Source organism: Zunongwangia sp. SCSIO 43204 (genome assembly GCF_019904275.1).
GTDB classification, from domain to species: domain Bacteria; phylum Bacteroidota; class Bacteroidia; order Flavobacteriales; family Flavobacteriaceae; genus Zunongwangia; species Zunongwangia mangrovi.
Genome location: NZ_CP063204.1, coordinates 4,312,958 through 4,335,578 on the forward strand (window position 1 = coordinate 4,312,958; position 22,621 = coordinate 4,335,578).

The following is a 22,621-nucleotide window of genomic DNA, read 5'->3' on the forward strand; positions in this document are numbered from 1 at the left end:
ACGTCCTATCGATATTAGATAAATTTAGACTATTTTTTGTAGTTCTTGAAGTTATAAAAACAAAAAAGCGGAGTAACTTCTCCGCTTTATTTTAGCCTTTATACTTTAGTGGCAAATGCACCACTTTTTTGGTTTCGAAAAAATCTTCTTCAAAATAATCGGTTAGCTTATAGATCTTGGCGGTTTGATAATCTGCCAGTTCTTCTGAAAGATCTCCTCCCTTCAAATAGAGAATTCCGTTCTTCAATTCATGATTGCTTTTTTTAGCAATTTTACCTTTTGTCCATCGCACAAAAGTTGGCATTGCGGCTACTGCTCTACTAATGATAAAATCGTAATGTCCATCGACATTTTCAACACGATCGTTCGTGGTTTTTACATTTTTTAACCCCAAACCTGCAACGACTTCTTCTACTACCTTCATTTTTTTACCAATAGAATCTACTAAATGAAAGTTCACTTCAGGAAAAAGAATAGCCATAGGTATTCCTGGAAAACCACCTCCAGTCCCAACATCAAGAATGTGCGAATCTGGATTAAATTTTTGCACTTTTGCAATCCCTAAAGAGTGTAAAACATGACGCAGATACAATTCGTCTATATCCTTTCTACTTACCACATTAATTTTAAGATTCCAATCTTTATAAAGATCTTCTAAGTTTTCGAAGTGAGTTATTTGCTGCGGACTTAGTCCGTCAAAATATTTCCTGATTAATTCCAACTGATCAAATTTTGAACAAAATTAGAAATTTAGTATTAAAGTGGCTATTTAATTCGTTTCGAAAGTATAATATTTTACCTTTGACTATAGTTTAAGTTTAAAAATGGATTTATCACAACCACATATAAGATTCTCTCGCAAGGATTCTGCAAAATTTTTTAGAACCCTAAATAAGCGAGTAAACAGTTATTTTAAAGAAAATAACATCAAAAAAACAGGAAACTGGCAATTACATTTAAAAGCTGCGATCATGTTTTCGCTATTTTTAACGCCATATTTCCTTATTCTCACTCTCAACATTTCCCAATGGTGGATGCTTTTACTTACCATCGTTATGGGGATAGGAATGGCAGGAGTAGGAATGAATATTATGCACGATGGAAATCACGGCTCTTACTCTTCCAAAAAATGGGTAAATAAATTTATGGGAGGCACCATTTACATCCTTGCAGGGAATGTTTATAACTGGCAGGTGCAACACAATGTGCTTCATCATACATATACCAACATCCATGGACATGATGAGGATTTAGATGCGGGTAGGATCATTCGTTTTTCAAAACATGCCAAATGGCACAGAATTCATAAATTTCAGCATTATTATTCTATCTTTTTATATGGACTTTTAACTTTTAACTGGGCGATTACCACAGATTTTAAGCAAACAAAAAGATACTTAAAAAGAAAACTTTCTTACGGAAAAATGCCGAATCCAATAAAGCAATGGAGTACTGTTGCGATTACTAAATTGATATATGTATCGGTTTGGATCGTCCTACCAATGCTTATTTTATCGGTTGCTTGGTGGAAGATTTTGATTGGCTTTTTTGTAATGCATTATACCGCAGGTCTAATTTTAAGTGTAGTGTTTCAATTGGCCCACGTTGTTGAAGAAACCGATATGCCTCTACCAGATAATACAGGTTCGATGAAAAACACATGGGCAATACATCAATTATTTACCACTGTTAATTTTTCAACCAAAAACAAAATAGTAAACTGGTTTACCGGTGGCTTAAACCATCAGGTAGAACATCATATTTTCCCAAATATTAGCCATATCCATTATTCGAAGATCGCAGAGATCGTAAAAGAAACGGCAAGGGAATGTAATTTACCATACAACGAATACAAAACCACACGCGCAGCGATTATCGCCCATTTTAAATATTTAAAAGAAATGGGAACAAAGCCTGCAATATCGTCTTAATACTTATTTATTAATCATTTTAAAATGCAAGAAAAACTCTCTAACAGGATTAACAATTTAGCAACCTCGCAAACGCTAGCAATGGCAGCGAAAGCGCGTGAATTAAGAGCTGAAGGTAAGGATGTGATCGGGCTTTCACTTGGAGAGCCAGATTTTAATACACCAGATTTCATTAAAGATGCCGCTATTCAAGCTATCAATGACGATTACAACTCGTACACGCCAGTCGATGGATATGTAGAGCTTAAGGATGCTATTATTACTAAATTCAAAAGAGATAATAACTTAACCTACACCTATCCTCAGATCGTGGTTTCTACAGGTGCAAAGCAATCTTTAGCTAACGTAGCTTTAGCTATGCTTAATCCTGGTGACGAAGTTATTTTACCATGCCCTTACTGGGTAAGTTATGCTGAAATCGTAAAACTTGCAGAAGGTACTCCTGTTGAAGTACCTACAACGCTAGAGTCTAATTTTAAAATGACTCCAGAACAACTTGAAGCTGCAATTACTCCTAAAACTAAAATGCTTTGGTATAGCTCTCCATGTAATCCAAGTGGAATGGTATATACTAAAGAAGAGCTTAGAGCTTTAGCCGATGTATTAGCGAAGCACCCTGATATTATCATTGTAAGTGACGAAATCTACGAGCACATCAACTACATTGGTGGTCATGCTTCTATGGCAGAATTTGAAGACATGTACGATCGTACTGTTACCGTAAATGGTGTAGCTAAAGCTTTTGCGATGACGGGTTGGAGAATTGGTTATATTGGTGCTCCTGCATGGATAGCTCGTGCTTGTAATAAATTACAGGGACAGGTAACCAGTGGCGCAAACTGTATCGCTCAAAGAGCTGTAATTACTGCTTTAGAAGCTCCAGTTAGTAAGATTAGCTATATGGTAGATACTTTTAAAACCAGAAGAAAGCTAATTATCGATCTATTAAACGAAATCGAAGGTTTTGAAACTACAGAGCCAGAAGGTGCTTTTTATGTATTCCCAAATATTTCTTCTTACTTCGGAAAAACAATTAAAGGGCATACCATAAATAATGCAACAGATTTCTCTATGTTCTTATTAGAAGAAGCCCTCGTAGCAACTGTTACCGGTGATGCTTTTGGTAATCCAGAATGTATTCGAATTTCTTACGCAGCAAGCGAAGCACAGATCGAAGAAGCATTAAAAAGAATAAAATCTGCTTTATCTGAATAGTTTTATTTTCTGAAAAGCAAACATTAAAAAAACCGGCTAATGCCGGTTTTTTTATGCATATAATTTTATATAATTTAAGTCTTCTATTATTATCTCAACCTGAGTTTTAAAATAAACTACCTCAGTGCAAACCAGTGAGGCATTTTCTCGAACGTTGTCTTTATATCGATGCAAGCCTCAGAGCATTTAATCTCGATTATCGAGTAAATAGAAACTTACCGATTTCTCCAGAAGAATGGGGTGAGGATAATTAGAACGGTAAATAATTCTAATCTTCCTATAAGCATTAAAAAAGAACACCACCATTTACCAAAATCTGGTAACAGATCAAAGTTATTTACAGGGCTCAAAGCTCCAAATGCAGGACCAATATTTCCTAAAGAAGAAGCCGCGCCACCAATAGCAGTTTCAAAATCCAAACCTAAAGCAGCTAAAACCACCGCACCAATAATAAAAGATAACATATAAAGGATAAAAAATCCCTGGATATTAAATACAATATCACTATTAATCGACTTTTTATTGAAGCGCACCGGCAAGATCGCATTGGGATGAAGCGTACGTTTAAATTCGATAAATCCATTACGAATCATAATAATATGGCGCATCACTTTTACACCCCCGGCCGTACTCCCGGCACAACCACCAAGAAAGAACATTCCAAAATAAAAGATCGTTAAGAAAGGCGTCCACATCGTAAAATCTGCTGATACAAATCCAGTGGTCGTAATAACCGTTAACACCTGGAATAAAGAATGTCTAAAAGCACTTTCGCCTTCTCCCCAAACCATTGGATGATCGATAGAAGATAGTGAAACATCTGCCTGAAAATATACAATTAGCGATGAAATTATAGTAAAAGCTCCTACAAAATAGAGGTACCATTTAAACTCATCGTCCTGCAAAACACGTTGCACACGACCTTTAAACGCAAAATAGCTCATCACAAAGTTACTACCCGCCAGAAACATGAATAGAATGATAATATACTGTATCATTGGATTATCGTTCCAATAGGCCATACTGGCATTTTTGGTTGAAAATCCTCCAGTCGATAAGGTACTAAATGCGTGGTTTATAGCATCAAAAAAGTCCATCCCTGCAAGCATTAACAAAAGTGTTTCAGCAGCAGTATAACTTACATAAATTAACCATAATCGCTTTGCCGTATCGGTAATTCTTGGCTTCAGTTTATCTGCACTTGGCCCGGGAGATTCCGCAGCAAATAACTGCATTCCTCCTATTCCCAATAAAGGTAAAATAGCAATCGCCAAAACGATGATTCCCATCCCTCCTATCCAGTGGGTTAAGCTTCGCCAGAATAAAACTCCTTTCGGTATGGATTCAATATCATTTAAAATAGATGCACCAGTTGTGGTGTAACCAGACATGGTTTCGAAAAAAGCATTGGTAAAATCTGGTATCGCTTTGGTCATCACATAAGGTAACGAACCACTTAGCGCCATAAAGATCCAGCCAAAACTTACAATAATATAACCCTCTCGTACTTTTAATTCTTTTCTATGGCCACGAGTGGTAAACATGAGTAGCGTACCAATAAGCAAGGTCACCAAAGCTGCGGCAGACATCCCGAGCGTTACGCCATCTTTATAAATAAAACTAATAAGTACCGATAGCAACATAAAACCACCGTTACAAATTAACAGCAGCCCCATGACATGCAAAATGACCTTAAAGTTTAATTTTGGCATTACAGGAATAATTTTTCAACCTTCTTAATAGATCTTGGAAGACAGCACACCACAATTCGGTCGCCGGGTTTAATTAAAAATTCACCTAAAGCGATAATTCCTTCGCCATGACGAATAATTCCACCGATTATTGCTGAACGAGGGAAATCAAGATTTTTTATCTTTTTATCGGCTACCTGAGATCCCGGCTTCACAATAAATTCCAACAGCTCGGCATTCATATTGTTCAGCTTAGTCATAGCAACCACTTCTCCTTTTCGTATATATCTAAAGATATTATTAGCGGCCAGAAGTTTTTTATTGATTAGTGTATCGATTCCTATAGAATGACTTAACTGAAAATAATCCATATTTTCAACTAAAGAGATCGTTTTCTTTACACTTTTAGATTTGGCTACCAGGCAGGACATGATGTTGGTTTCAGAATTACCGGTAACAGCGATAAAAGCATCCATATCGTGAATGTTTTCTTCTTCCAGCAATTCTACATTACGCCCATCGCCATGAATAATCAAAGTATTGGGCAACTCGTCTGCAAGATCGTAGGCTTTATCTTTATTAGTTTCAACAAGTTTAACGTTGAAGTTATTTCGGCATAGATCTCGGGCTGTTTTTCGCCCAATCTTACTACCGCCCAGGATCATTACACTTTTAATTTCCTGTTTGGTTTTTCCGGTAAGTTTATATAATTCTTCTACCCCACTTTTAAGCGTGATAAAATATACCTGATCTCCTTCTTTAAATTGAGTATCTCCACGCGGAATTAAAGTATACTGCGTTCCAAAACGCTGGATCGCAATGGGTACAAAGTTGAGCTGCGGAAATATCCTGGCTGCTTCCTTCACTGTTTTCCCTACAAAACGCGCCGTTCTTGATAAACTTAAACCAATCATGGTTAGCGCTCCTTCTTCAAACTCGTAAGAATCGTTAAAAGCCGACTGGTTCAGCAATAATCCAATTTCACGCGCCGCTAAGGCTTCCGGAGAAATTAATTCGTCTATCCCAAACTGGGTAAAACCAATCTCTTCTTTTTTCTCCAAAAATTCGGTATTCGAAATTCGGGCAATCGTTCGCATTGCACCAAGCTGTTTCGCTAAAACACAAACTGTAATATTAGTCGCTTCGCTAGAAGTTACACTAATTAGCATATCGGTATATTTTACCTGCGCTTCCTTTAAAATCGCGATCGAACTGGCATCTCCTTTTATGGTACGAATATCCAGATGCGTATCTGCATACTGCAACCTATCCCGATTAGGATCGATTAGGGTAATGTCCTGTGATTCAAAAGAAAGTAATTTAGCTAAATGAAAGCCCACTTCACCCGCGCCGGCGATAATTATCTTCATATAACAGCTTAAAATTGTAAAGAAGTAGCAAATGTAAGTTATTTTTGAATAAACCTAAAACTGAGGAGATAAGAACAATTCAGAAATGTTTATCTACAAATTATTCTATAAAACTTATCTTTGAGCCAAAATTGCAAAAATGGGCAAAAAAGTTACTCCGTATCAAGGTTCTTCGCAAAGCAAAAAGCAGCAGGTAGAGAAAATGTTTGATAACATCTCTGGTAATTACGATGGTTTAAATCGTGTAATTTCTATGGGTACAGATGTGAGCTGGAGAAAAAAGGTGGTGCAAATGGTTAAAGACCACCGGCCAGAAACTGTTTTGGATATTGCTACCGGAACCGGAGATCTTGCCATCCAGATCGCTGAAGCTGCCGATGCTAAAAAGATCGTTGGTTTAGATCTTTCTGAAGGAATGCTTAAGGTTGGTCGTAAAAAAATTATGTCCAAAAACCTGCAAACTCAGATTGAAATGATCCAGGGAGACTCTGAAGCTTTACCTTTCGAGGATAATTCTTTTGATGTGATCACGGTTGCTTTTGGAGTTAGAAACTTTGAGACCTTAGAACTTGGCCTATCAGAAATTTACCGTGTGCTTAAAAAAGGCGGATTGTTTATTGTTTTAGAAACTTCGGTTCCTACTAAATTTCCCTTCAAACAGGGTTATAAATTTTACAGCAGTTTGATCTTGCCTACTATTGGAAAATTGTTTTCTAAAGATAAGGAAGCCTATACGTATTTAAGTAAAAGTGCGGCAGAATTCCCATACGGAGAAAAATTCAACAATATTTTAAAGAAAATTGGGTTTATAAATGTAGCAAGTGATCCACAAACTTTAGGAGTTGCTACCATTTATAATGCATCTAAGTAATTATCAAGGTAATTGTATGAAACGATATTTCTTACTATTCATCATTTTATTTTCATTTACACAAGCGCAGGCACAGCTTTTCTCGAAAGAAAAAGTGCAGCAAAGTGTAGATATCGATAATAAACGATGGTCGTGGGGTTATTTTTTAGGTTTCAATTCGTACGATTTCAACTTTAAATATAACGAGTACGATAGCAGTCCGCGTACCGGTCGCGAAGTAGCCGTACAAAGAAATATTGGTTTTAATGTTGGTCTTTTAGGAAACTTAAAACTTCATAAAAATCTTGATCTACGATTGCAACCGGGTGTTAATTTTGCTTCCCGAGGATTTTATTTTCCTTTAGGAAACGGTGTAAACGAAGAAAACAGGTATCGCGAAATCAATTCTACCTATATTCATGTTCCGCTATTGCTAAAAATAAACACCAATCGCTTAAATAACTTTAGGCCATTTTTGATTGGCGGCGTTTCATATTCAGCCAACCTTTCCAGTAATGAAGATAAAACCGACGATAATTATGCTGGGCAATTTAGAATGACCACCAATAATTACAATTGGGAAATTGGCTTTGGTATCGATTTTTACCTGTATTACTTCAAATTTACGCCTTCTATTCGTGGGGTATTTGGATTTAATGACGAGTTAATTCGCGATGATGCTCCTAATGATGGAAGATTCACTGGAAATATCGATAAAATGGAGACCAGGGCGATATTTTTAAACTTTACTTTTCAGTAAATTATCGCTGAAGATTTTTTTAATTTTTCACATCAGTAATTCTAGACTACCAGGCAAGATTCGATAAAATTCAAGCCTTTTTTCTGAAAACCTAAAGTTTATTTTCTTCGGAATTCACTAAGGAAAATTGCTGTTGCCGTGGCCACATTTAAACTTTCGGTTTCCTGAGATTGGCCAAATTGAGGAATACTTATTTTTTCTGAAATCAATTGTTCTATTTCTGAAGTAATTCCATTCGCTTCATTTCCCATCACCAACACAGCTTTTTGCTGAAGTGTTTTTTGATATACATTTTCACCTTCCATAAAGGTTCCGTAGCTCACCAGATCCTGAGATTGCAAGAATTCAGACAGGTTTTTATAAACCACATTTACCCTGGTGATCGATCCCATGGTAGACTGGATTACTTTTGGATTAAAACAATCTACCGTATCCTGGCTACACACCAGGTTTTTCACGCCAAACCAATCACAAAGCCTAATAATAGTTCCCAAATTACCGGGATCGCGAACACCATCTAAAGCGAGTGTTAGATCGTCTAAAACTTCTAATTTTTGCTGCGGAATTTTAAAAAGTGCCAAAGCAGTTTGCGGTGTTTTAAGAAAACTGATCTTCTTAAGCTCGCGTTCTTCAGCCAAGATAAATTGATCCTCAGAAACATCGAAAATCGCCTCTGAAGCAAATAATTTTTCTAACTGAAAATCAGAATTTAAAAGCTCCCGAATCACTTTGATCCCTTCAGCAACAAAAAGTCCGTTTTTTTGTCGGTACTTTTTTTGAGCAAGGCTCGTTATTAATTTAATTTGGCTTTTACTAACCATCCAAAAAATGTATTTTTGATCACTTTAAAAACTACTGTTTGAAAAGGCTTTTCGCAAAAATATCATTATTTTTTTTAGTATCTCTTATTCTGTTTTCGTGCGACGCAGTAAAACGCCTTGACGATAACCAACAGCTATTAGAGAAAAACGAAATTTATGTAAATGGTGATAAAATTAGCCAGGCGAGCATCTATAATCAATTAGATAAAGAGCCCAATACGCGATTGCTAGGTATTCCATTACGATTGCATTTTTATAATCTAGCCCGCCCAAATATCGATTCTATTTTAGATCGAAAATACATTCAGGATTCGATTAAATTCAGAAGATTGGTTAACCGCCTTTCCAGAAAACAGTTCGATCAATTAATTCAGAATAAAAAAGATTTTAACGCCTGGATTAAACGCACAGGTGAAGCTCCGGTAACAGTGCGCAATGAAGATATAGAAGATTCTAAAGAAGAATTACAAGCCTATTATTGGAATAATGGTTGGTTTAATGTAGAAACTTCTTCTGAGGTTATTCCGCTTAGGAAAGAAAAAAGAGCGCGAGTAGAATATTTTGTAGAGACCGGGACACCTTACGATATCGATTCGATTAAAACCAGAATCAGCTCACCGGTATTGGATTCAATTTATAATGAACACGACCAGAATTCGATCATAAAATCTGGTGTACAGTATAAAACATTAGACTTTAATGCTGAAAGAGATCGTTTAACCTCACTTTTCAGAAACAACGGAGTTTATAATTTTGAACAGGAATATATAAGTTTCGACGCCGATACGATCAATACGAATCACAATGTAAACACAAGTGTGATCATTAGTGATCTACCAACTAATGAAGAAGACACGGTAAAAAACACCTTTAAAATTCACAAAATTAGCCGTGTAAATATCATCACCGACTATAAATTTGTTAATAAGAACAAACCGCTTTTAGATAGTGCTCAGGTTAAAGGAGACTTTTATCTCTACTCTTATGATGAGTTAGATTTTAAACCAGAAGCAATTACAGATGCTGTATTTATTAGACCGGGGCGAATTTATCGTGATATCGATCGTACCCGAACCTATAGCCGGTTAAATTCTTATCGCGTTTTTAAATATCCAAACATCCAATACATGCCAGATCCGGCAGATAGTACCGGGACAGATTTGATCACCAATATATTCTTAACGCCGCAGCAAAAATATTCTCTAGGTTTCGATTTTGATGTTTCTCAATCTAATATTCAACAATTTGGGATAGGATTTGGTGGTTCTCTATTAATTAGAAATGTTTTTGGTGGAGCTGAAAATTTTGAAATCTCTGCTCGTGGAAGTATAGGATCCTCAAAAGATGCGGTGACGACCAGCGACCAGGATCGCTTTTTTGATATTACCGAAATTGGAGCTGATGTAAGCCTTAGTTTCCCAAGAATATTCCTGCCTTTTAATACTGAAAAATTTATCCCTAAATATATGTCTCCATTTACTTCATTAAGTCTTGGGGTAAGTACACAAACTAATATTGGGCTAGATAAACAAAATATTACAGGAGCATTAAATTATAAATGGACGCCGTCGAGAAGATTGTCGAACAGTTTCGATCTGTTAGATATTCAATATGTAAGAAACCTGAATGCAGCAAATTATTTTAATGTATATCGTAGCTCTTATCAGGATCTAAATGAAGTGGTAAATTCGGTTAATGTGGTTACAGATCCGGCCTATCTAAACGGAAGCGGAAATCTTACCATCCCAAACGGTGCCGATGCATTTATTGATGATGTTCAGAATAACAGAAGTGTCACGACGGGATTAACAGATAATCAATCCCAGATTGTTAGAAATATTGGCGAAAGAAAACAGCGACTGACAGAAAACAACCTGATTTTTGCCTCTAATTTCACCTATCTGTGGAATACAAAAGACAATCTTTACGATCGTGAATTTACCAGATTCAGATTCAAAATTGAGACCGCCGGAAACTTTTTATCTGCTGTTGCCAGTGTTGCAGATCTCGATAAAAATGAAAATGGAAATTATGATGTTCTAGGAGTAAACTTCTCACAATACATCAAACCAGAGATCGATTTTATAAAACATTGGGATCTGGGTCACGATAATATTTTTGCCGTTAGAGCATTTGGTGGTGTAGCAATTCCCTACGGAAATGCCAATAGTATCCCATTTACGAGAAGTTTCTTTGCAGGTGGACCCAACGATAATCGTGCATGGCAAGCTTATGATCTTGGCCCTGGAAGTAGCGGTGGACGTAACGAGTTTAATGAAGCAAACATGAAACTTGCTTTTAACATTGAACATCGCTACAATCTATTTGGATCTTTGAACAGTGCATTTTTTGTAGATATTGGTAATATTTGGAATGTTTTGGATATTGTAGAAGATGAAGCTTCTACTTTTACATCCTTCTCAGATCTGCAAGACCTCGCTGTAGGTTCTGGTTTTGGCTTACGATACGACTTTAATTTCTTTATCCTTCGTTTCGATATAGGATTTAAAACCTACAATCCTGCCAGATCATTAGGCGACAGATGGTTTAAAGAGTATAATTTTGGTAGTGCCGTGTACAATGTTGGTATCAATTATCCTTTCTAAGCCAGTTTATTTTATTATTTTTGTAAACCTAATTCAACTTAAATTATGAGTCACAACATTAAACCTGGTGTAGCAACCGGAAAGGAAGTACAAGAAATATTCAATTACGCCAAAGAGAAAGGCTTTGCCCTTCCTGCTGTAAACGTAATTAGTTCAAGCAGTATTAATGCTGTATTAGAAACTGCTGCTGAATTAAATTCTCCTGTTATTATTCAATTTTCTAACGGAGGTGCACAATTTAACGCTGGTAAAGGTCTTTCTAACGAAGATCAAAAAGCTGCCATCGCTGGTGGTGTTGCTGGTGCGAAGCATGTACAAACATTAGCTGAAGCTTATGGAGCTACAGTTATTATGCACACAGACCACTGTGCCAAGAAACTTTTACCTTGGATAGACGGATTATTAGATGCCAGTGAAGCGCATTTCGAAAAAACCGGAAAACCTCTTTACAGTTCTCACATGATTGATTTAAGTGAGGAGCCAATTGAAGAAAACCTTGAGATTTGTAAAAAATATCTTGAGCGTATGAGCAAGATGGGAATGACTCTTGAAATTGAATTGGGTATTACCGGTGGTGAAGAAGATGGAGTTGATAACAGTGATGTTGATGCTTCTAAACTTTACACACAACCAGAAGAAGTAGCTTATGCTTACGAAGAATTAAGCAAAGTTAGCGACCAGTTCACTATTGCTGCTGCATTTGGTAACGTTCATGGTGTTTATAAACCAGGAAACGTAAAACTTACTCCAACGATCCTTAAAGACTCTCAGGAATATATCACTAAAAAATACAATGTTGAAGAAAACCACATCGACTTTGTATTCCACGGTGGTAGTGGATCTACTGTAGAAGAAATTCGTGAGGCTATTGGATACGGAGTTATTAAAATGAACATCGATACAGATCTTCAATATGCATACCTAGAAGGAATTAGAGACTACATGAGCGAAAACAAAGATTATCTTGCTGCGCAAATTGGTAATCCTGAAGGTGAAGATTCTCCAAACAAAAAGTACTATGATCCTAGAAAATGGGTTCGTGAAGGAGAACTTACTTTTAAAGCTCGTTTAAAGAAAGCTTTCGAAGATCTTAACAACGTAAATACTTTATAAGAATAAGCTTAATAAACAGCTGAGATTATTAAATTTCAGCTGTTTTTATTTTTTGATATTAATTGCTCTTTTGTAAATGAAGTTGATTGAACAAAAGAGATAAAAACTTGAAATACTATGGCTGCTGCTTGGTTTAAAAGAACACAAAAAGGTATCCAAACCCCTACTGAGGAGAAAAAAGATGTTCCAAAAGGCTTATGGTATAAGTCCCCAACAGGAAAAATCGTTGATGCAGAACAACTAGAAAGCAATTTCTATGTAAGTCCAGAGGATGGTTATCACGTAAGAATAGGAAGTAATGAATATTTCCAGATCCTTTTTGATGATAATAAATATAAAGAACTGGATAAAGGACTTTCTGCAAAAGACCCTCTTAGCTTTAAAGACACTAAAAAATATACTGATCGTTTAAAAACCGCCCAGGATAAAACAGGACTTAAAGACGCTGTAAGAACAGCAGTAGGAAAATCTAAAGGTAAAGAACTGGTTATTGCCTGTATGGACTTTAAATTTATTGGAGGTTCTATGGGATCTGTAGTTGGTGAAAAAATCGCCCGTGCTGCAGATTATGCAATTCAGAATAACCTGCCTTTTATGATCATTTCTAAATCTGGTGGTGCCAGAATGCAGGAAGCAGCACTTTCTTTAATGCAGTTAGCTAAAACTTCAGTAAAACTAGCGCAATTGGCTGAAGCAAAACTTCCTTACATTTCTTTATGTACAGATCCTACTACGGGAGGAACAACCGCTTCCTTTGCGATGTTAGGAGATATAAATATTTCTGAACCTGGAGCACTTATTGGATTTGCCGGGCCTCGTGTGGTTAAAGACACTACTGGTAAAGATCTTCCTAAAGACTTCCAAACTTCAGAATTTTTGAAAGAACACGGCTTTTTAGATTTTATCACCAAAAGATCTGAACTTAAGAACAAGGTAAATCTTTACCTGGATCTTATTCAAAATCAACCGGTAAGAGCTTAATTATTGGTAAAAGAAAATTTAAAGAATAAATAGTAATTGTACAAAAAAGTAGTACATTTGCGGCCTGACAGAAAAGCTGTCAATACATAAAAATCATTTAAATAATATTGGAATGTATTTAACTAAAGAAAAGAAGGAAGAAATCTTCGAAAAGTACGGAAACGGTAAAAACGATTCTGGTTCAGCTGAAGGACAAATTGCATTATTCACTTACAGAATTTCTCATTTGTCTGAGCATTTAAAAAGCAATCGTAAAGACTTCAACACAGAGCGTTCTCTTGTTGGTCTTGTAGGAAAAAGAAGAAGACTTCTTGATTACTTAATGAAAAAGGATATCATGAGATATCGTGCAATCATTAAGGAATTAGGATTAAGAAAATAATTTTCAGGGGGCTTTTTGCCCCCTTTTTTTATACAGCCCGGGTAGATGTAAATACCCAAAAATAAGTTCTTTACAATATAGGATCAATCCTATTTTAGAAATTGTCACCCAAGTAAGGGTAGTTTTTCATTGGTCTGCCTGCAACGACAACAACACAACTCCTGGCCGTCCAGATAAAGACGGAAAGACCATATGTTTAACTAATATAGATCTGGTGAAGTTATTCAGATCAAGAATTCGAAATTATTATGATTCCAAAAACATTTAAGGAAGTTATCGATTTAGGAGATGGTAGAACCATTTCTCTCGAGACCGGTAAATTGGCAAAACAGGCTCATGGTTCTGTTGTTGTACAAATGGGTAACGCAATGTTACTTTGTACTGTAGTGTCTTCGTACACGCCAACTACAATGGATTTCTTTCCATTAACATTAGATTACCGTGAAAAATTTGCTGCTGCAGGACTTTTCCCTGGAGGGTACTTTAAAAGAGAAGCAAGACCAAGTAGCGAAGAAATTTTAGTAATGCGTTTAGTAGACCGTGTATTGCGTCCACTTTTCCCAAAAGACTATAAATTTGAAACTCAGGTAATGATCCAGTTAATGTCTCATGACGACGAAGTTATGCCAGACGCATTAGCAGGACTTGCCGCATCTGCCGCTATTCAATTATCAGACATTCCTTTTGAAACTCCAATTTCAGAAGCAAGAGTTGCAAGAATTAATGGCGAATTTGTTCTTAACCCAAGTAGAGAGAAACTGGATGAAGCAGACATGGATATCATGGTTGGTGCTTCTGCAGACTCTGTAATGATGGTTGAAGGACAAATGGACGAATGCTCAGAAGAAGAAATGGCAGAGGCTATTAAATTCGCACATGAAGCTATTAAAGTTCAGTGTGAGGCTCAAACCAGACTTGCTGAAGCATTTGGCAAAAAAGAAACTCGTGAGTATGAAGTAGCCGAAACAGATGAAGATCTTGAAAAGAAAATTCATGAAGCTACTTACCAGAAAGCATACGATATCGCTAAAGGCGGAACTAGCAAAAAAGAAAGAAGTCAGGCTTTTTCAGATCTAAAAGACGAAGTATTGGCTATGTTCTCTGAAGAAGAATTAGAAGAGAAAGGTAAAATGATCTCTGGTTATTTTGCCGCTGCCCATAAAAATGCTGTTCGTGATCTTACGCTAAAAGAAGGAATTAGACTAGACGGTCGAAAAACCGACGAAATTCGTCCAATTTGGTGTGAAGTTGATTATTTACCTTCTCCACACGGTTCTTCTGTATTTACCAGAGGAGAAACTCAGGCGCTTGCTACTGTAACTTTAGGTACGTCTCGTGAGGCTAACCAGGTAGATCTTCCAACTTATCAGGGTGAAGAGAATTTCTACATACATTATAACTTCCCTCCTTTCTCTACCGGTGAAGCATATCCTATTAGAGGAACTTCAAGAAGAGAGATTGGTCACGGTAACTTAGCGCAAAGAGCATTAAAAGGAATGATTCCTGCAGATTGCCCTTATACCGTGCGTGTTGTTTCTGAAGTTTTAGAATCTAACGGTTCTTCTTCTATGGCAACTGTTTGTGCTGGTACAATGGCTTTAATGGATGCAGGGGTTCAGCTTAAAAAACCAGTTTCTGGTATCGCTATGGGATTAATTTCTGATGGTGAAGATTATGCTGTACTTTCTGATATTCTTGGTGATGAAGATCACTTAGGAGATATGGACTTTAAAGTAACTGGTACTGCAGATGGTATTACTGCCTGCCAGATGGATATTAAGATTAAAGGACTTTCCTACGAAATTTTAGTAAAAGCCCTTAAGCAAGCACGTGACGGTAGGTTACATATTCTTGGTAAACTAACCGATACGATTGCTGAACCTAATGCAAATGTTAAAGCACATTCTCCAAAAATCATCACCAGAAGAATTCCTGGAGATTATATTGGTGCGTTAATTGGTCCTGGTGGAAAAGTGATCCAAGAGTTACAAAAAGAAACAAAAACAGAGATCGTTATTAACGAAGATCCTGTTACTGAAGAAGGTGTTGTTGAAATTCTTGGTACAAACCAAGAAGGTATTGATAAAGTTCTTGCTAAGATCGACTCTATTACCTTTAAACCAGAAAAAGGAAGTGTTTACGAAGTAAAAGTGATCAAACTTCTTGATTTTGGTGCCGTAGTAGAATACATTGAAGCGCCAGGAAACGAAGTCTTACTTCACATTTCTGAACTTGCCTGGGAACGTACTAATAATGTTACAGATGTTGTAAATCTTGGTGATGTTATCGACGTTAAATACTTTGGTGTAGATCCAAAGACCAGAAAAGAAAAAGTTTCGAGAAAAGCTTTACTTCCTAGACCAGAGCGTCCGGAACGCAAAGAAGGTGGAGATCGTAATCACAACAAACGTGATGATCGCAAACCAAGAGGAGATAAAAAATAATCCTTTAGATTATATATTCTTAGAAAAAGGCATCGAAATTCGATGCCTTTTTTACTTAATATTATGTCTCGTCCTGAAATAAGTTGACACAAATTCGACTTATTTATGAAACATACAGAAAGATCTGGGAAGAAACGTACTCAGCGTGATTACAATTTAGGCTTTAAATTGGCCCTTGTATCTCAGGTAGAAAAGGGCGAAATGACTTATAAACAAGCCCAAAAAGCTTATGGTATCCAAGGCAGGAATACTGTTTTGGTTTGGTTACGCAGACACGGTACCTTAGACTGGAATAAACCAAAGTCAAGACTTACCTGTAACACAATGAAAGAAACACCTGCTCAAAAGATCAAGAGGCTAGAAAAAGAGCTATCAGATGAGAAGCTTAAGAATAAGATTCTCAACACGATGATCGATATCTCAGATCAACAATATGGAACTTCTATTCGAAAAAAGCATTTGCCCAATCAATCCAACGAATCCGGCAAGAACACCGACTAAGCCTGTCACGTTGTTGCAGATTGTTTGGGATAAGCAGACAGGCTGTCTATCAAGCAGAAAAGCGAAAAAATATAAGAGCTGATGAACTTGACTTGATAAAACCACTGATTTTAAGGGTGCGCCGGCAAATGCCAAGGCTGGGTACTCGTAAACTGTATTATTTGCTCAAGGTTGAATTTGAAAGGATCGGAGTCAAAATAGGCAGGGATGCGCTATTTGATTATCTCAAGTCAGAATCAATGCTTATAAAACCAAAAAAGAATTACACAAAGACAACAGATTCTAGGCATTGGCTAAAAAAACACCCTAACCTGAGAAAGATGTTACGCCCGTAAGACCGGAGCAATACTTTGTAAGCGATATTACTTACATCAAGAGTAGAGAAAGAACTCACTATCTTTCCTTGGTGACAGATGCCTTTAGCAGAAAAATAATGGGCTACCACCTAAGTGATGATATGAGTGCAGAGAATGTAGTTAAAGCAATGAAAATGGCTAATAAAAGAAGAACTACATTAAGCGAGGTAATACACCATTCTGACACAGGCTTGCAGTATTGCTCCTCGTTGTATCAAACTCAATTGAAGCGATCAAATGCTATACCTTCAATGACAGATGGGTATGACTGCTATCAAAATGCGTTAGCAGAACGAATTAACGGGATATTAAAGGGAGAGTTCTTGATAAACAAATGCAATACAGGTAAAGAACTCAGCCTGCTGGTTCAACAGTCAATAAAAACATATAACAATCATAGACCACATCTAAGCCTTAGCTACAAAACACCTAATTTTATACACAACAAAAAATCCCGTGAAGCTAGCTTCACGGGATTGATTTAAACTTTTAAAAACTGTCAACCTATTTTAGGACGACTCATTACTTTCTTCTGAATAAAAATCCAATCTTATTTTCGCGTTAGGGATTGGCGCGTAAAGCCCGTAGTTGCTGCAAGCAACGCGGACTTGCAGCAGAAAGCCCGACCCAAAATAAGTATTTTGGGTAACGCCCAAATAAAAATTATATAAACATTTTGTAACATTTTTTGGTCTTCTTACGTATAAATATATACAAGAGCTATTCACAATTAAAACCCAAGGAGAAGATAGATGAGACAACTTAAAATTACGAAGCAGGTAACTAACCGTGAAACTGCTTCGCTAGATAAGTATTTGCAAGAAATTGGTAAAGTAGATTTAATTACCGCAGACGAAGAGGTAGAATTAGCACAAAGAATTAAAGCGGGTGATAACCGTGCATTAGAGAAATTAACTAAAGCGAACTTACGTTTTGTGGTTTCTGTAGCGAAACAATATCAAAACCAGGGATTAACACTTCCCGATCTTATTAACGAAGGTAACTTAGGACTTATTAAAGCTGCGAAGCGTTTTGATGAAACTCGTGGTTTTAAATTTATATCCTATGCCGTTTGGTGGATTAGACAATCTATCTTACAGGCATTGGCAGAGCAATCTCGTATTGTACGTTTGCCTCTTAACAAAATTGGATCTATTAACAAGATCAATAAAACTTTTGCTTTCTTAGAGCAATCTCACGAGCGCCCACCAAGTGCCGAGGAAATTGCAAAAGAGCTTGATATGACGATTAATGACGTTAAGGAGTCTATGAAAAACTCTGGTCGTCACGTATCGATGGATGCTCCTTTGGTAGAAGGTGAAGATTCTAACCTATATGATGTATTAAGATCTGGTGAATCTCCAAACCCAGATAAAGATCTTTTACATGAATCGCTAAGAACAGAGATTGAGCGTGCTTTAGAAACGCTTACTCCTCGTGAGGCTGATGTTATTCGCTTATATTTTGGATTAGGAGATCAACATCCTATGACGCTTGAAGAAATTGGCGAAACTTTTGATCTTACTCGTGAGCGTGTAAGACAGATCAAAGAAAAAGCGATTAGAAGATTAAAACATACATCTCGCAGTAAGATTTTAAAAACCTATTTAGGTTAAAAATATTTAAGATGACAACAGTTTAGTGGTGGGAGTGATGACCCAACCATGAAAATAACTGTTCGTTTTTTGATTGATGAATGACCCCGGAGTGATGACCCGGGGTCGCTTCATTTATAAGCTTTTGTAATTGCTAAGATTCTGAAGATTTTACCTCAAAAAGTAAGTTTTTTACAATTCAGAATCATTTCTGCCATCAAAATATCCAAAAACCCAATTTCAGATTTTAATATTTTTTTATACTTGCTAAATTCTATTTTTATTAAAATTGTAAAACTATAATACGTTTCTAAACATTTAAAAAGATTAAAGTTAAATTAAAATTTATTGTTTCTAAATGAAACTTATTAAATTTGAAACTGATTTACGCTGAAGTCTTTTAAGCCAAAAAAATGGCCAGACTTTTGCTTAAACTGAATTATTGAAATTAGAAATTTAGAATTAAAGATATTTAAGATGACAACAGTTTAGTGGCGGGAGTGATGACCCGACCATGAAAATAACTGTTCGTTTTTTGATTGATGAATGACCCCGGAGTGATGACCCGGGGTCGCTTCATTTATAAGCTTTTGTTAATCCTGGGTTTCTAAGGCTTAAAGTGAAGCCTTTTGAATACATTTATAATTAACCAATAAATCCAATAATATGAAACGATGGGCGATTTGCTATGTGAGCTCAGCTTCTCCTGCTATTGAAGAAACAGATATTAATGAAGTACTATCATGGACACAATCCTGGAATACAGATCACAACATAACAGGATTTCTGTTATATTCAGAAGGTAATTTTTTCCAGGTTTTAGAAGGTGATGAGCTAAAGGTAAAAGATGTGTTTCAAAAGATAGAGAAAGACCGCAGGCATCGTAACTTATTCAAAATCTTTAATCGCGAGATCAAACAAGATCAATACGATGAGTATTCCTGCGAATTTTTATCTAAATACAACGAATCTGAAGAGCTTAACGAAAACTATTATCTACAGTATCTAAAAAATCTGGATCACTCTTCGCAAACTGCTGTAAAGAATATTTTAAAAGCTTTTGTAGATTAATATTAAAGTTCACACTTTTCTGAGGATTTATTCCTCATCTTCTCCATAAATTAGATCGATAAAATCTTCTTTTGGTAAATCTCCAAAATAAAATTTGGTATCGATATCGGCCAAAAGCGATTCTATTTCTGGTTTATCGTAACGTGCGCCAATCAATCTATTTTCAATGTTAGTAACAGGTTCTTTACCAAAGAAATCACCAAAGATCTTAAACTCTTCAATTCGGCCTTTATCTACAAAAATTCGCAGATCGATCTCGCCAATTTTGAATCGTTTGGTTCGCTGAATATTAAATTTTGGTGATCGCCCATAATTCCAATCCCAGGAATCGTACTTTTCAGCCTTCAATTTATGCACTCCTTCCCATTCTTCTTGAGTTAAATGGTAGGTTTCAAATTCCTCTCGTTCTTCGTAAAGTCCTTTCAGAATAATGCTTCTGAAGCTTTCAATGTCTAAAGATTCCTCCAAAAACTCACTAATATTAGCTACCCGGCTACGAACAGATTTGTGCCCTTTAGACTGAATTTTACTCATTTTTACCTGTAACGCCCTGGTGACTTCATCTAAATTTGAATCTAGCAGCAGCGTACCATGACTAAACATTCTTTTTACGCTACTAAACTGTGCATTTCCCGAGATCTTTCGATCGTTCACTACAATATCATTACGTCCTTTTAATTCGGCCGGGACACCCATTTTATTCAGCACTTTAATTACAGGTTCTGTAAATTTTCTGAAATTATTCAGGCTTTTTACATCATAATCTGTAATAAAACTGAAATTCAAATTTCCAAAATCGTGATAAACAGCGCCACCTCCAGAAATTCTACGGACAACTTTGATATTGTTTTCTTCAACATAAGAATGGTTGATCTCTTCTAGCGTGTTTTGATTTCTACCTATAATAATCGAAGGTTCATTGATATAAAACAACAAATAATCCTGACCTTGTTTAAAATTCCGAAGTATATATTCTTCTAAGGCTAGGTTTAAAAAAGGATCGTTATTTCCTTCATTTTCGATAAAAATCATGGTCTTTTTTCTTTAGGTTATTCAAAGATATTCAATTAAAAATCGATAAAGAAGCCGCTTAAGCTTTTCCTTATAATCTTTACACGTCAAACATATTCTTAGTATTTTTGTTAGAGAAACATTCTGTAACAATGAAAGAAAAGATAATTGCCCCTTCCCTACTCGCTGCAGATTTTGCTAACCTGCAACGCGATATCGAAACAGTTAATAATAGCGAAGCACAATGGTTTCACATCGATATAATGGATGGTGTTTTTGTTCCCAATATTTCATTTGGAATGCCAGTCTTAAAAGCGATTCAAAAACATGCCAAAAAGCCTTTGGATGTACACCTTATGATCGTAGATCCAGATCGATACATCAAAGACTTTGCAGCGCTTGGCGCAGATCATCTTACCGTACACTTTGAAGCCTGCACACATCTACACCGCACTTTACAAGCAATAAAAGCCGAAGGTATGAAAGCCGGCGTTGCTATAAATCCGCATACTAATGTAGATTTATTGAAAGATGTGATAAAAGATATCGACATAGTACTTATAATGAGCGTTAATCCCGGTTTTGGCGGACAATCTTTTATTGAGCATACGTACAATAAAGTACGCCGATTAAAAGAAATGATCCTTAATCAAAACGCTGAAACTTTGATCGAGATCGATGGTGGGGTAACCAATAAAAATGCTTTAGAATTAACAAAAGCTGGTGCAGATGTTCTGGTTGCCGGTAGTTTTGTTTTTAAAGCTGAAAATCAATTAGAAACTATTAAAGATCTTAAGAATCTTGCAAACTCATAACGATACTTACGACATTGTAATTATAGGTGGTGGCCCCATAGGAATTGCATGCGGTCTAGAAGCTGAAAAACACGGCTTATCCTATGTAATCCTGGAAAAAGGTTGTCTGGTAAATAGCCTTTACTATTACCCCACGAATATGACTTTCTTTTCTACTTCTGAAAAATTGGAGCTGGACGGAATTCCTTTTATAAGCACCAATCCTAAGCCCAGAAAAGCGGAAGCATTAGAATATTATCGCAGAATTGCTACTTCTAACGAAATGAACATTCGCTTGTTCGAAAAGGTTACTGAAGTAAAATCAGATTCGGCTGTAAAAGAAGTGATCACCACAAAAGGCTCGTATAAAGCTAAAAATGTTGTTGTGGCTACTGGTTTTTACGATATCCCAAATTATATTGGCGTTCAAGGAGAAGAACTCCCTAAAGTAGCGCATTATTACGATGACCCTCATTATTATGCCACTCAAAAAACCATTGTTGTAGGTGCTAGCAACTCGGCTGTAGATGCTGCTTTAGAAATTTATCGAAAAGGCGGAGATGTAACAATGATTGTTAGAGCTGAAGATATTGGGCCACGAGTGAAATATTGGGTTAGGCCAGATATCATAAACAGGATCGAAGAAGGAAGCATTAAAGCACATTTTAATTCGAGCATCAAAGAAATTAAAGAGACTGAAGTTATCGTACAAACCCAGGACGGCGAAGTCCATATCGAAAATGATTTTGTGCTGCTTCTAACCGGATATCGACCTAATTTCGAGTTTTTAAATAAAATAGGGATCTCTCTAAAAGATGAAAGTAAGCGCATCCCGATGTACGACGAAAATACGATGGAAACCAATATTCCCGGGATCTATCTTGCCGGTGTTATTTGCGGCGGAATGGAAACTCACAAATGGTTTATAGAAAATTCACGTATTCACGCGAAACTTATCGTAGCCAACATTGTTGGGTAAAATCAAGAACCTTGGGACAAGCGAAGTGAAATCACCCCCTTAGTGAGGGGTAAAAAATAGAATCTCAAATTATGCAATTTCAAGACTGATTTTTGCTGAATTTGGGATTTCTTTTTTTGTGTTAAAATGAATTATCTTTAGGTATTCATT

Annotated in this window: 18 protein-coding genes and 1 pseudogene; 14 read left to right on the top strand and 5 right to left on the bottom strand. The window is 36.4% G+C overall.

Features of this window, described 5'->3' with window-relative positions:
- Positions 1-91: 91 nt before the first annotated feature.
- Positions 92-721, bottom strand: coding sequence for a 16S rRNA (guanine(527)-N(7))-methyltransferase RsmG (gene rsmG / locus INR75_RS19040; RefSeq protein WP_223090067.1), 630 nt, complete (start codon positions 719-721; stop codon positions 92-94).
- A gap of 103 nt (positions 722-824) precedes the next feature.
- Between rsmG and INR75_RS19045 the strand changes: the two genes are divergently transcribed.
- Both INR75_RS19045 and INR75_RS19050 read left to right on the top strand, forming a co-directional pair.
- Positions 825-1,931, top strand: a complete 1,107-nt coding sequence (locus INR75_RS19045; protein ID WP_223090068.1) for an acyl-CoA desaturase — start codon at positions 825-827, stop codon at positions 1,929-1,931.
- A 24-nt stretch (positions 1,932-1,955) separates the two neighbouring features.
- Positions 1,956-3,146, top strand: a complete 1,191-nt coding sequence (locus INR75_RS19050; protein WP_223090069.1) for a pyridoxal phosphate-dependent aminotransferase — start codon at positions 1,956-1,958, stop codon at positions 3,144-3,146.
- A 215-nt stretch (positions 3,147-3,361) separates the two neighbouring features.
- Here the strand turns inward: INR75_RS19050 and INR75_RS19055 are convergent, their stop codons facing one another.
- Together INR75_RS19055 and trkA are read right to left on the bottom strand one after the other, a co-directional pair.
- Positions 3,362-4,858, bottom strand: coding sequence for a TrkH family potassium uptake protein (locus tag INR75_RS19055; RefSeq protein WP_223090070.1), 1,497 nt, complete (start codon positions 4,856-4,858; stop codon positions 3,362-3,364).
- Positions 4,858-6,207 carry a Trk system potassium transporter TrkA gene (gene trkA / locus INR75_RS19060; RefSeq protein ID WP_084840891.1) on the bottom strand — a complete coding sequence of 450 codons (1,350 nt, stop codon included), beginning with the start codon at positions 6,205-6,207 and terminating at the stop codon, positions 4,858-4,860. Before trkA ends, INR75_RS19055 begins: the two co-directional genes overlap by 1 nt.
- A gap of 139 nt (positions 6,208-6,346) precedes the next feature.
- On the opposite strand from trkA, the gene ubiE reads away from it, so the two are divergent.
- Together ubiE and INR75_RS19070 are read left to right on the top strand one after the other, a co-directional pair.
- Positions 6,347-7,078, top strand: coding sequence for a bifunctional demethylmenaquinone methyltransferase/2-methoxy-6-polyprenyl-1,4-benzoquinol methylase UbiE (gene ubiE / locus INR75_RS19065; protein WP_223090071.1), 732 nt, complete (start codon positions 6,347-6,349; stop codon positions 7,076-7,078).
- A gap of 16 nt (positions 7,079-7,094) precedes the next feature.
- Complete coding sequence (locus tag INR75_RS19070) at positions 7,095-7,817, top strand: porin family protein (RefSeq protein ID WP_092543333.1); 723 nt, start codon at positions 7,095-7,097, stop codon at positions 7,815-7,817.
- Positions 7,818-7,915: 98 nt separating this feature from the next.
- Here INR75_RS19070 and INR75_RS19075 read toward each other — a convergent pair whose 3' ends face one another.
- On the bottom strand, positions 7,916-8,638 hold the full coding sequence (locus INR75_RS19075; protein WP_092543335.1) for an RNA methyltransferase: 723 nt from the start codon (positions 8,636-8,638) through the stop codon (positions 7,916-7,918).
- 38 nt (positions 8,639-8,676) lie between these two features.
- Between INR75_RS19075 and INR75_RS19080 the strand changes: the two genes are divergently transcribed.
- The 8 genes and pseudogenes from INR75_RS19080 (at position 8,677) to INR75_RS19115 (ending at position 19,687) form a co-directional block, all read left to right on the top strand.
- Positions 8,677-11,244, top strand: a complete 2,568-nt coding sequence (locus INR75_RS19080; RefSeq protein WP_223090072.1) for a BamA/TamA family outer membrane protein — start codon at positions 8,677-8,679, stop codon at positions 11,242-11,244.
- A 45-nt stretch (positions 11,245-11,289) separates the two neighbouring features.
- Entirely contained in the window at positions 11,290-12,357 is a 1,068-nt protein-coding gene (fbaA, locus tag INR75_RS19085) for a class II fructose-bisphosphate aldolase (RefSeq protein WP_092543339.1), read from the top strand.
- A 117-nt stretch (positions 12,358-12,474) separates the two neighbouring features.
- Positions 12,475-13,338, top strand: a complete 864-nt coding sequence (gene accD, locus INR75_RS19090; RefSeq protein ID WP_092543341.1) for an acetyl-CoA carboxylase, carboxyltransferase subunit beta — start codon at positions 12,475-12,477, stop codon at positions 13,336-13,338.
- 112 nt (positions 13,339-13,450) lie between these two features.
- Complete coding sequence (gene rpsO / locus INR75_RS19095; RefSeq protein ID WP_084840898.1) at positions 13,451-13,720, top strand: 30S ribosomal protein S15; 270 nt, start codon at positions 13,451-13,453, stop codon at positions 13,718-13,720.
- Between the two features lie 248 nt (positions 13,721-13,968).
- Positions 13,969-16,164, top strand: coding sequence for a polyribonucleotide nucleotidyltransferase (locus tag INR75_RS19100; RefSeq protein ID WP_223090073.1), 2,196 nt, complete (start codon positions 13,969-13,971; stop codon positions 16,162-16,164).
- 105 nt (positions 16,165-16,269) lie between these two features.
- Positions 16,270-17,506, top strand: a pseudogene (locus tag INR75_RS19105) (IS3 family transposase).
- Between the two features lie 267 nt (positions 17,507-17,773).
- Positions 17,774-18,637, top strand: coding sequence for an RNA polymerase sigma factor RpoD/SigA (locus INR75_RS19110; RefSeq protein ID WP_013070425.1), 864 nt, complete (start codon positions 17,774-17,776; stop codon positions 18,635-18,637).
- A 645-nt stretch (positions 18,638-19,282) separates the two neighbouring features.
- Entirely contained in the window at positions 19,283-19,687 is a 405-nt protein-coding gene (locus INR75_RS19115) for a BLUF domain-containing protein (RefSeq protein ID WP_092543345.1), read from the top strand.
- A 27-nt stretch (positions 19,688-19,714) separates the two neighbouring features.
- Here INR75_RS19115 and INR75_RS19120 read toward each other — a convergent pair whose 3' ends face one another.
- Positions 19,715-20,719, bottom strand: a complete 1,005-nt coding sequence (locus INR75_RS19120; RefSeq protein WP_092543347.1) for a lipoate--protein ligase — start codon at positions 20,717-20,719, stop codon at positions 19,715-19,717.
- A gap of 131 nt (positions 20,720-20,850) precedes the next feature.
- Between INR75_RS19120 and rpe the strand changes: the two genes are divergently transcribed.
- Complete coding sequence (rpe, locus tag INR75_RS19125; protein WP_084840903.1) at positions 20,851-21,513, top strand: ribulose-phosphate 3-epimerase; 663 nt, start codon at positions 20,851-20,853, stop codon at positions 21,511-21,513.
- On the top strand, positions 21,500-22,471 hold the full coding sequence (locus INR75_RS19130; protein WP_223090074.1) for a YpdA family putative bacillithiol disulfide reductase: 972 nt from the start codon (positions 21,500-21,502) through the stop codon (positions 22,469-22,471). The genes rpe and INR75_RS19130 overlap by 14 nt, the downstream gene beginning before the upstream one ends.
- Positions 22,472-22,621: the final 150 nt, after the last annotated feature.

Excerpts from the sequence above, each read along its gene's own strand:
- INR75_RS19120 (WP_092543347.1), bottom strand. The coding sequence starts at position 20,719 with ATGATTTTTATCGAAAATGAAGGAAATAACGATCCTTTTTTAAACCTA.
- INR75_RS19075 (WP_092543335.1), bottom strand. The coding sequence starts at position 8,638 with ATGGTTAGTAAAAGCCAAATTAAATTAATAACGAGCCTTGCTCAAAAA.
- INR75_RS19115 (WP_092543345.1), top strand. The coding sequence starts at position 19,283 with ATGAAACGATGGGCGATTTGCTATGTGAGCTCAGCTTCTCCTGCTATT.
- INR75_RS19100 (WP_223090073.1), top strand. The coding sequence starts at position 13,969 with ATGATTCCAAAAACATTTAAGGAAGTTATCGATTTAGGAGATGGTAGA.
- fbaA (WP_092543339.1), top strand. The coding sequence starts at position 11,290 with ATGAGTCACAACATTAAACCTGGTGTAGCAACCGGAAAGGAAGTACAA.
- ubiE (WP_223090071.1), top strand. The coding sequence starts at position 6,347 with ATGGGCAAAAAAGTTACTCCGTATCAAGGTTCTTCGCAAAGCAAAAAG.
- INR75_RS19045 (WP_223090068.1), top strand. The coding sequence starts at position 825 with ATGGATTTATCACAACCACATATAAGATTCTCTCGCAAGGATTCTGCA.
- accD (WP_092543341.1), top strand. The coding sequence starts at position 12,475 with ATGGCTGCTGCTTGGTTTAAAAGAACACAAAAAGGTATCCAAACCCCT.
- INR75_RS19055 (WP_223090070.1), bottom strand. The coding sequence starts at position 4,858 with ATGCCAAAATTAAACTTTAAGGTCATTTTGCATGTCATGGGGCTGCTG.
- rpsO (WP_084840898.1), top strand. The coding sequence starts at position 13,451 with ATGTATTTAACTAAAGAAAAGAAGGAAGAAATCTTCGAAAAGTACGGA.
- rpe (WP_084840903.1), top strand. The coding sequence starts at position 20,851 with ATGAAAGAAAAGATAATTGCCCCTTCCCTACTCGCTGCAGATTTTGCT.
- INR75_RS19050 (WP_223090069.1), top strand. The coding sequence starts at position 1,956 with ATGCAAGAAAAACTCTCTAACAGGATTAACAATTTAGCAACCTCGCAA.
- INR75_RS19110 (WP_013070425.1), top strand. The coding sequence starts at position 17,774 with ATGAGACAACTTAAAATTACGAAGCAGGTAACTAACCGTGAAACTGCT.
- INR75_RS19070 (WP_092543333.1), top strand. The coding sequence starts at position 7,095 with ATGAAACGATATTTCTTACTATTCATCATTTTATTTTCATTTACACAA.
- trkA (WP_084840891.1), bottom strand. The coding sequence starts at position 6,207 with ATGAAGATAATTATCGCCGGCGCGGGTGAAGTGGGCTTTCATTTAGCT.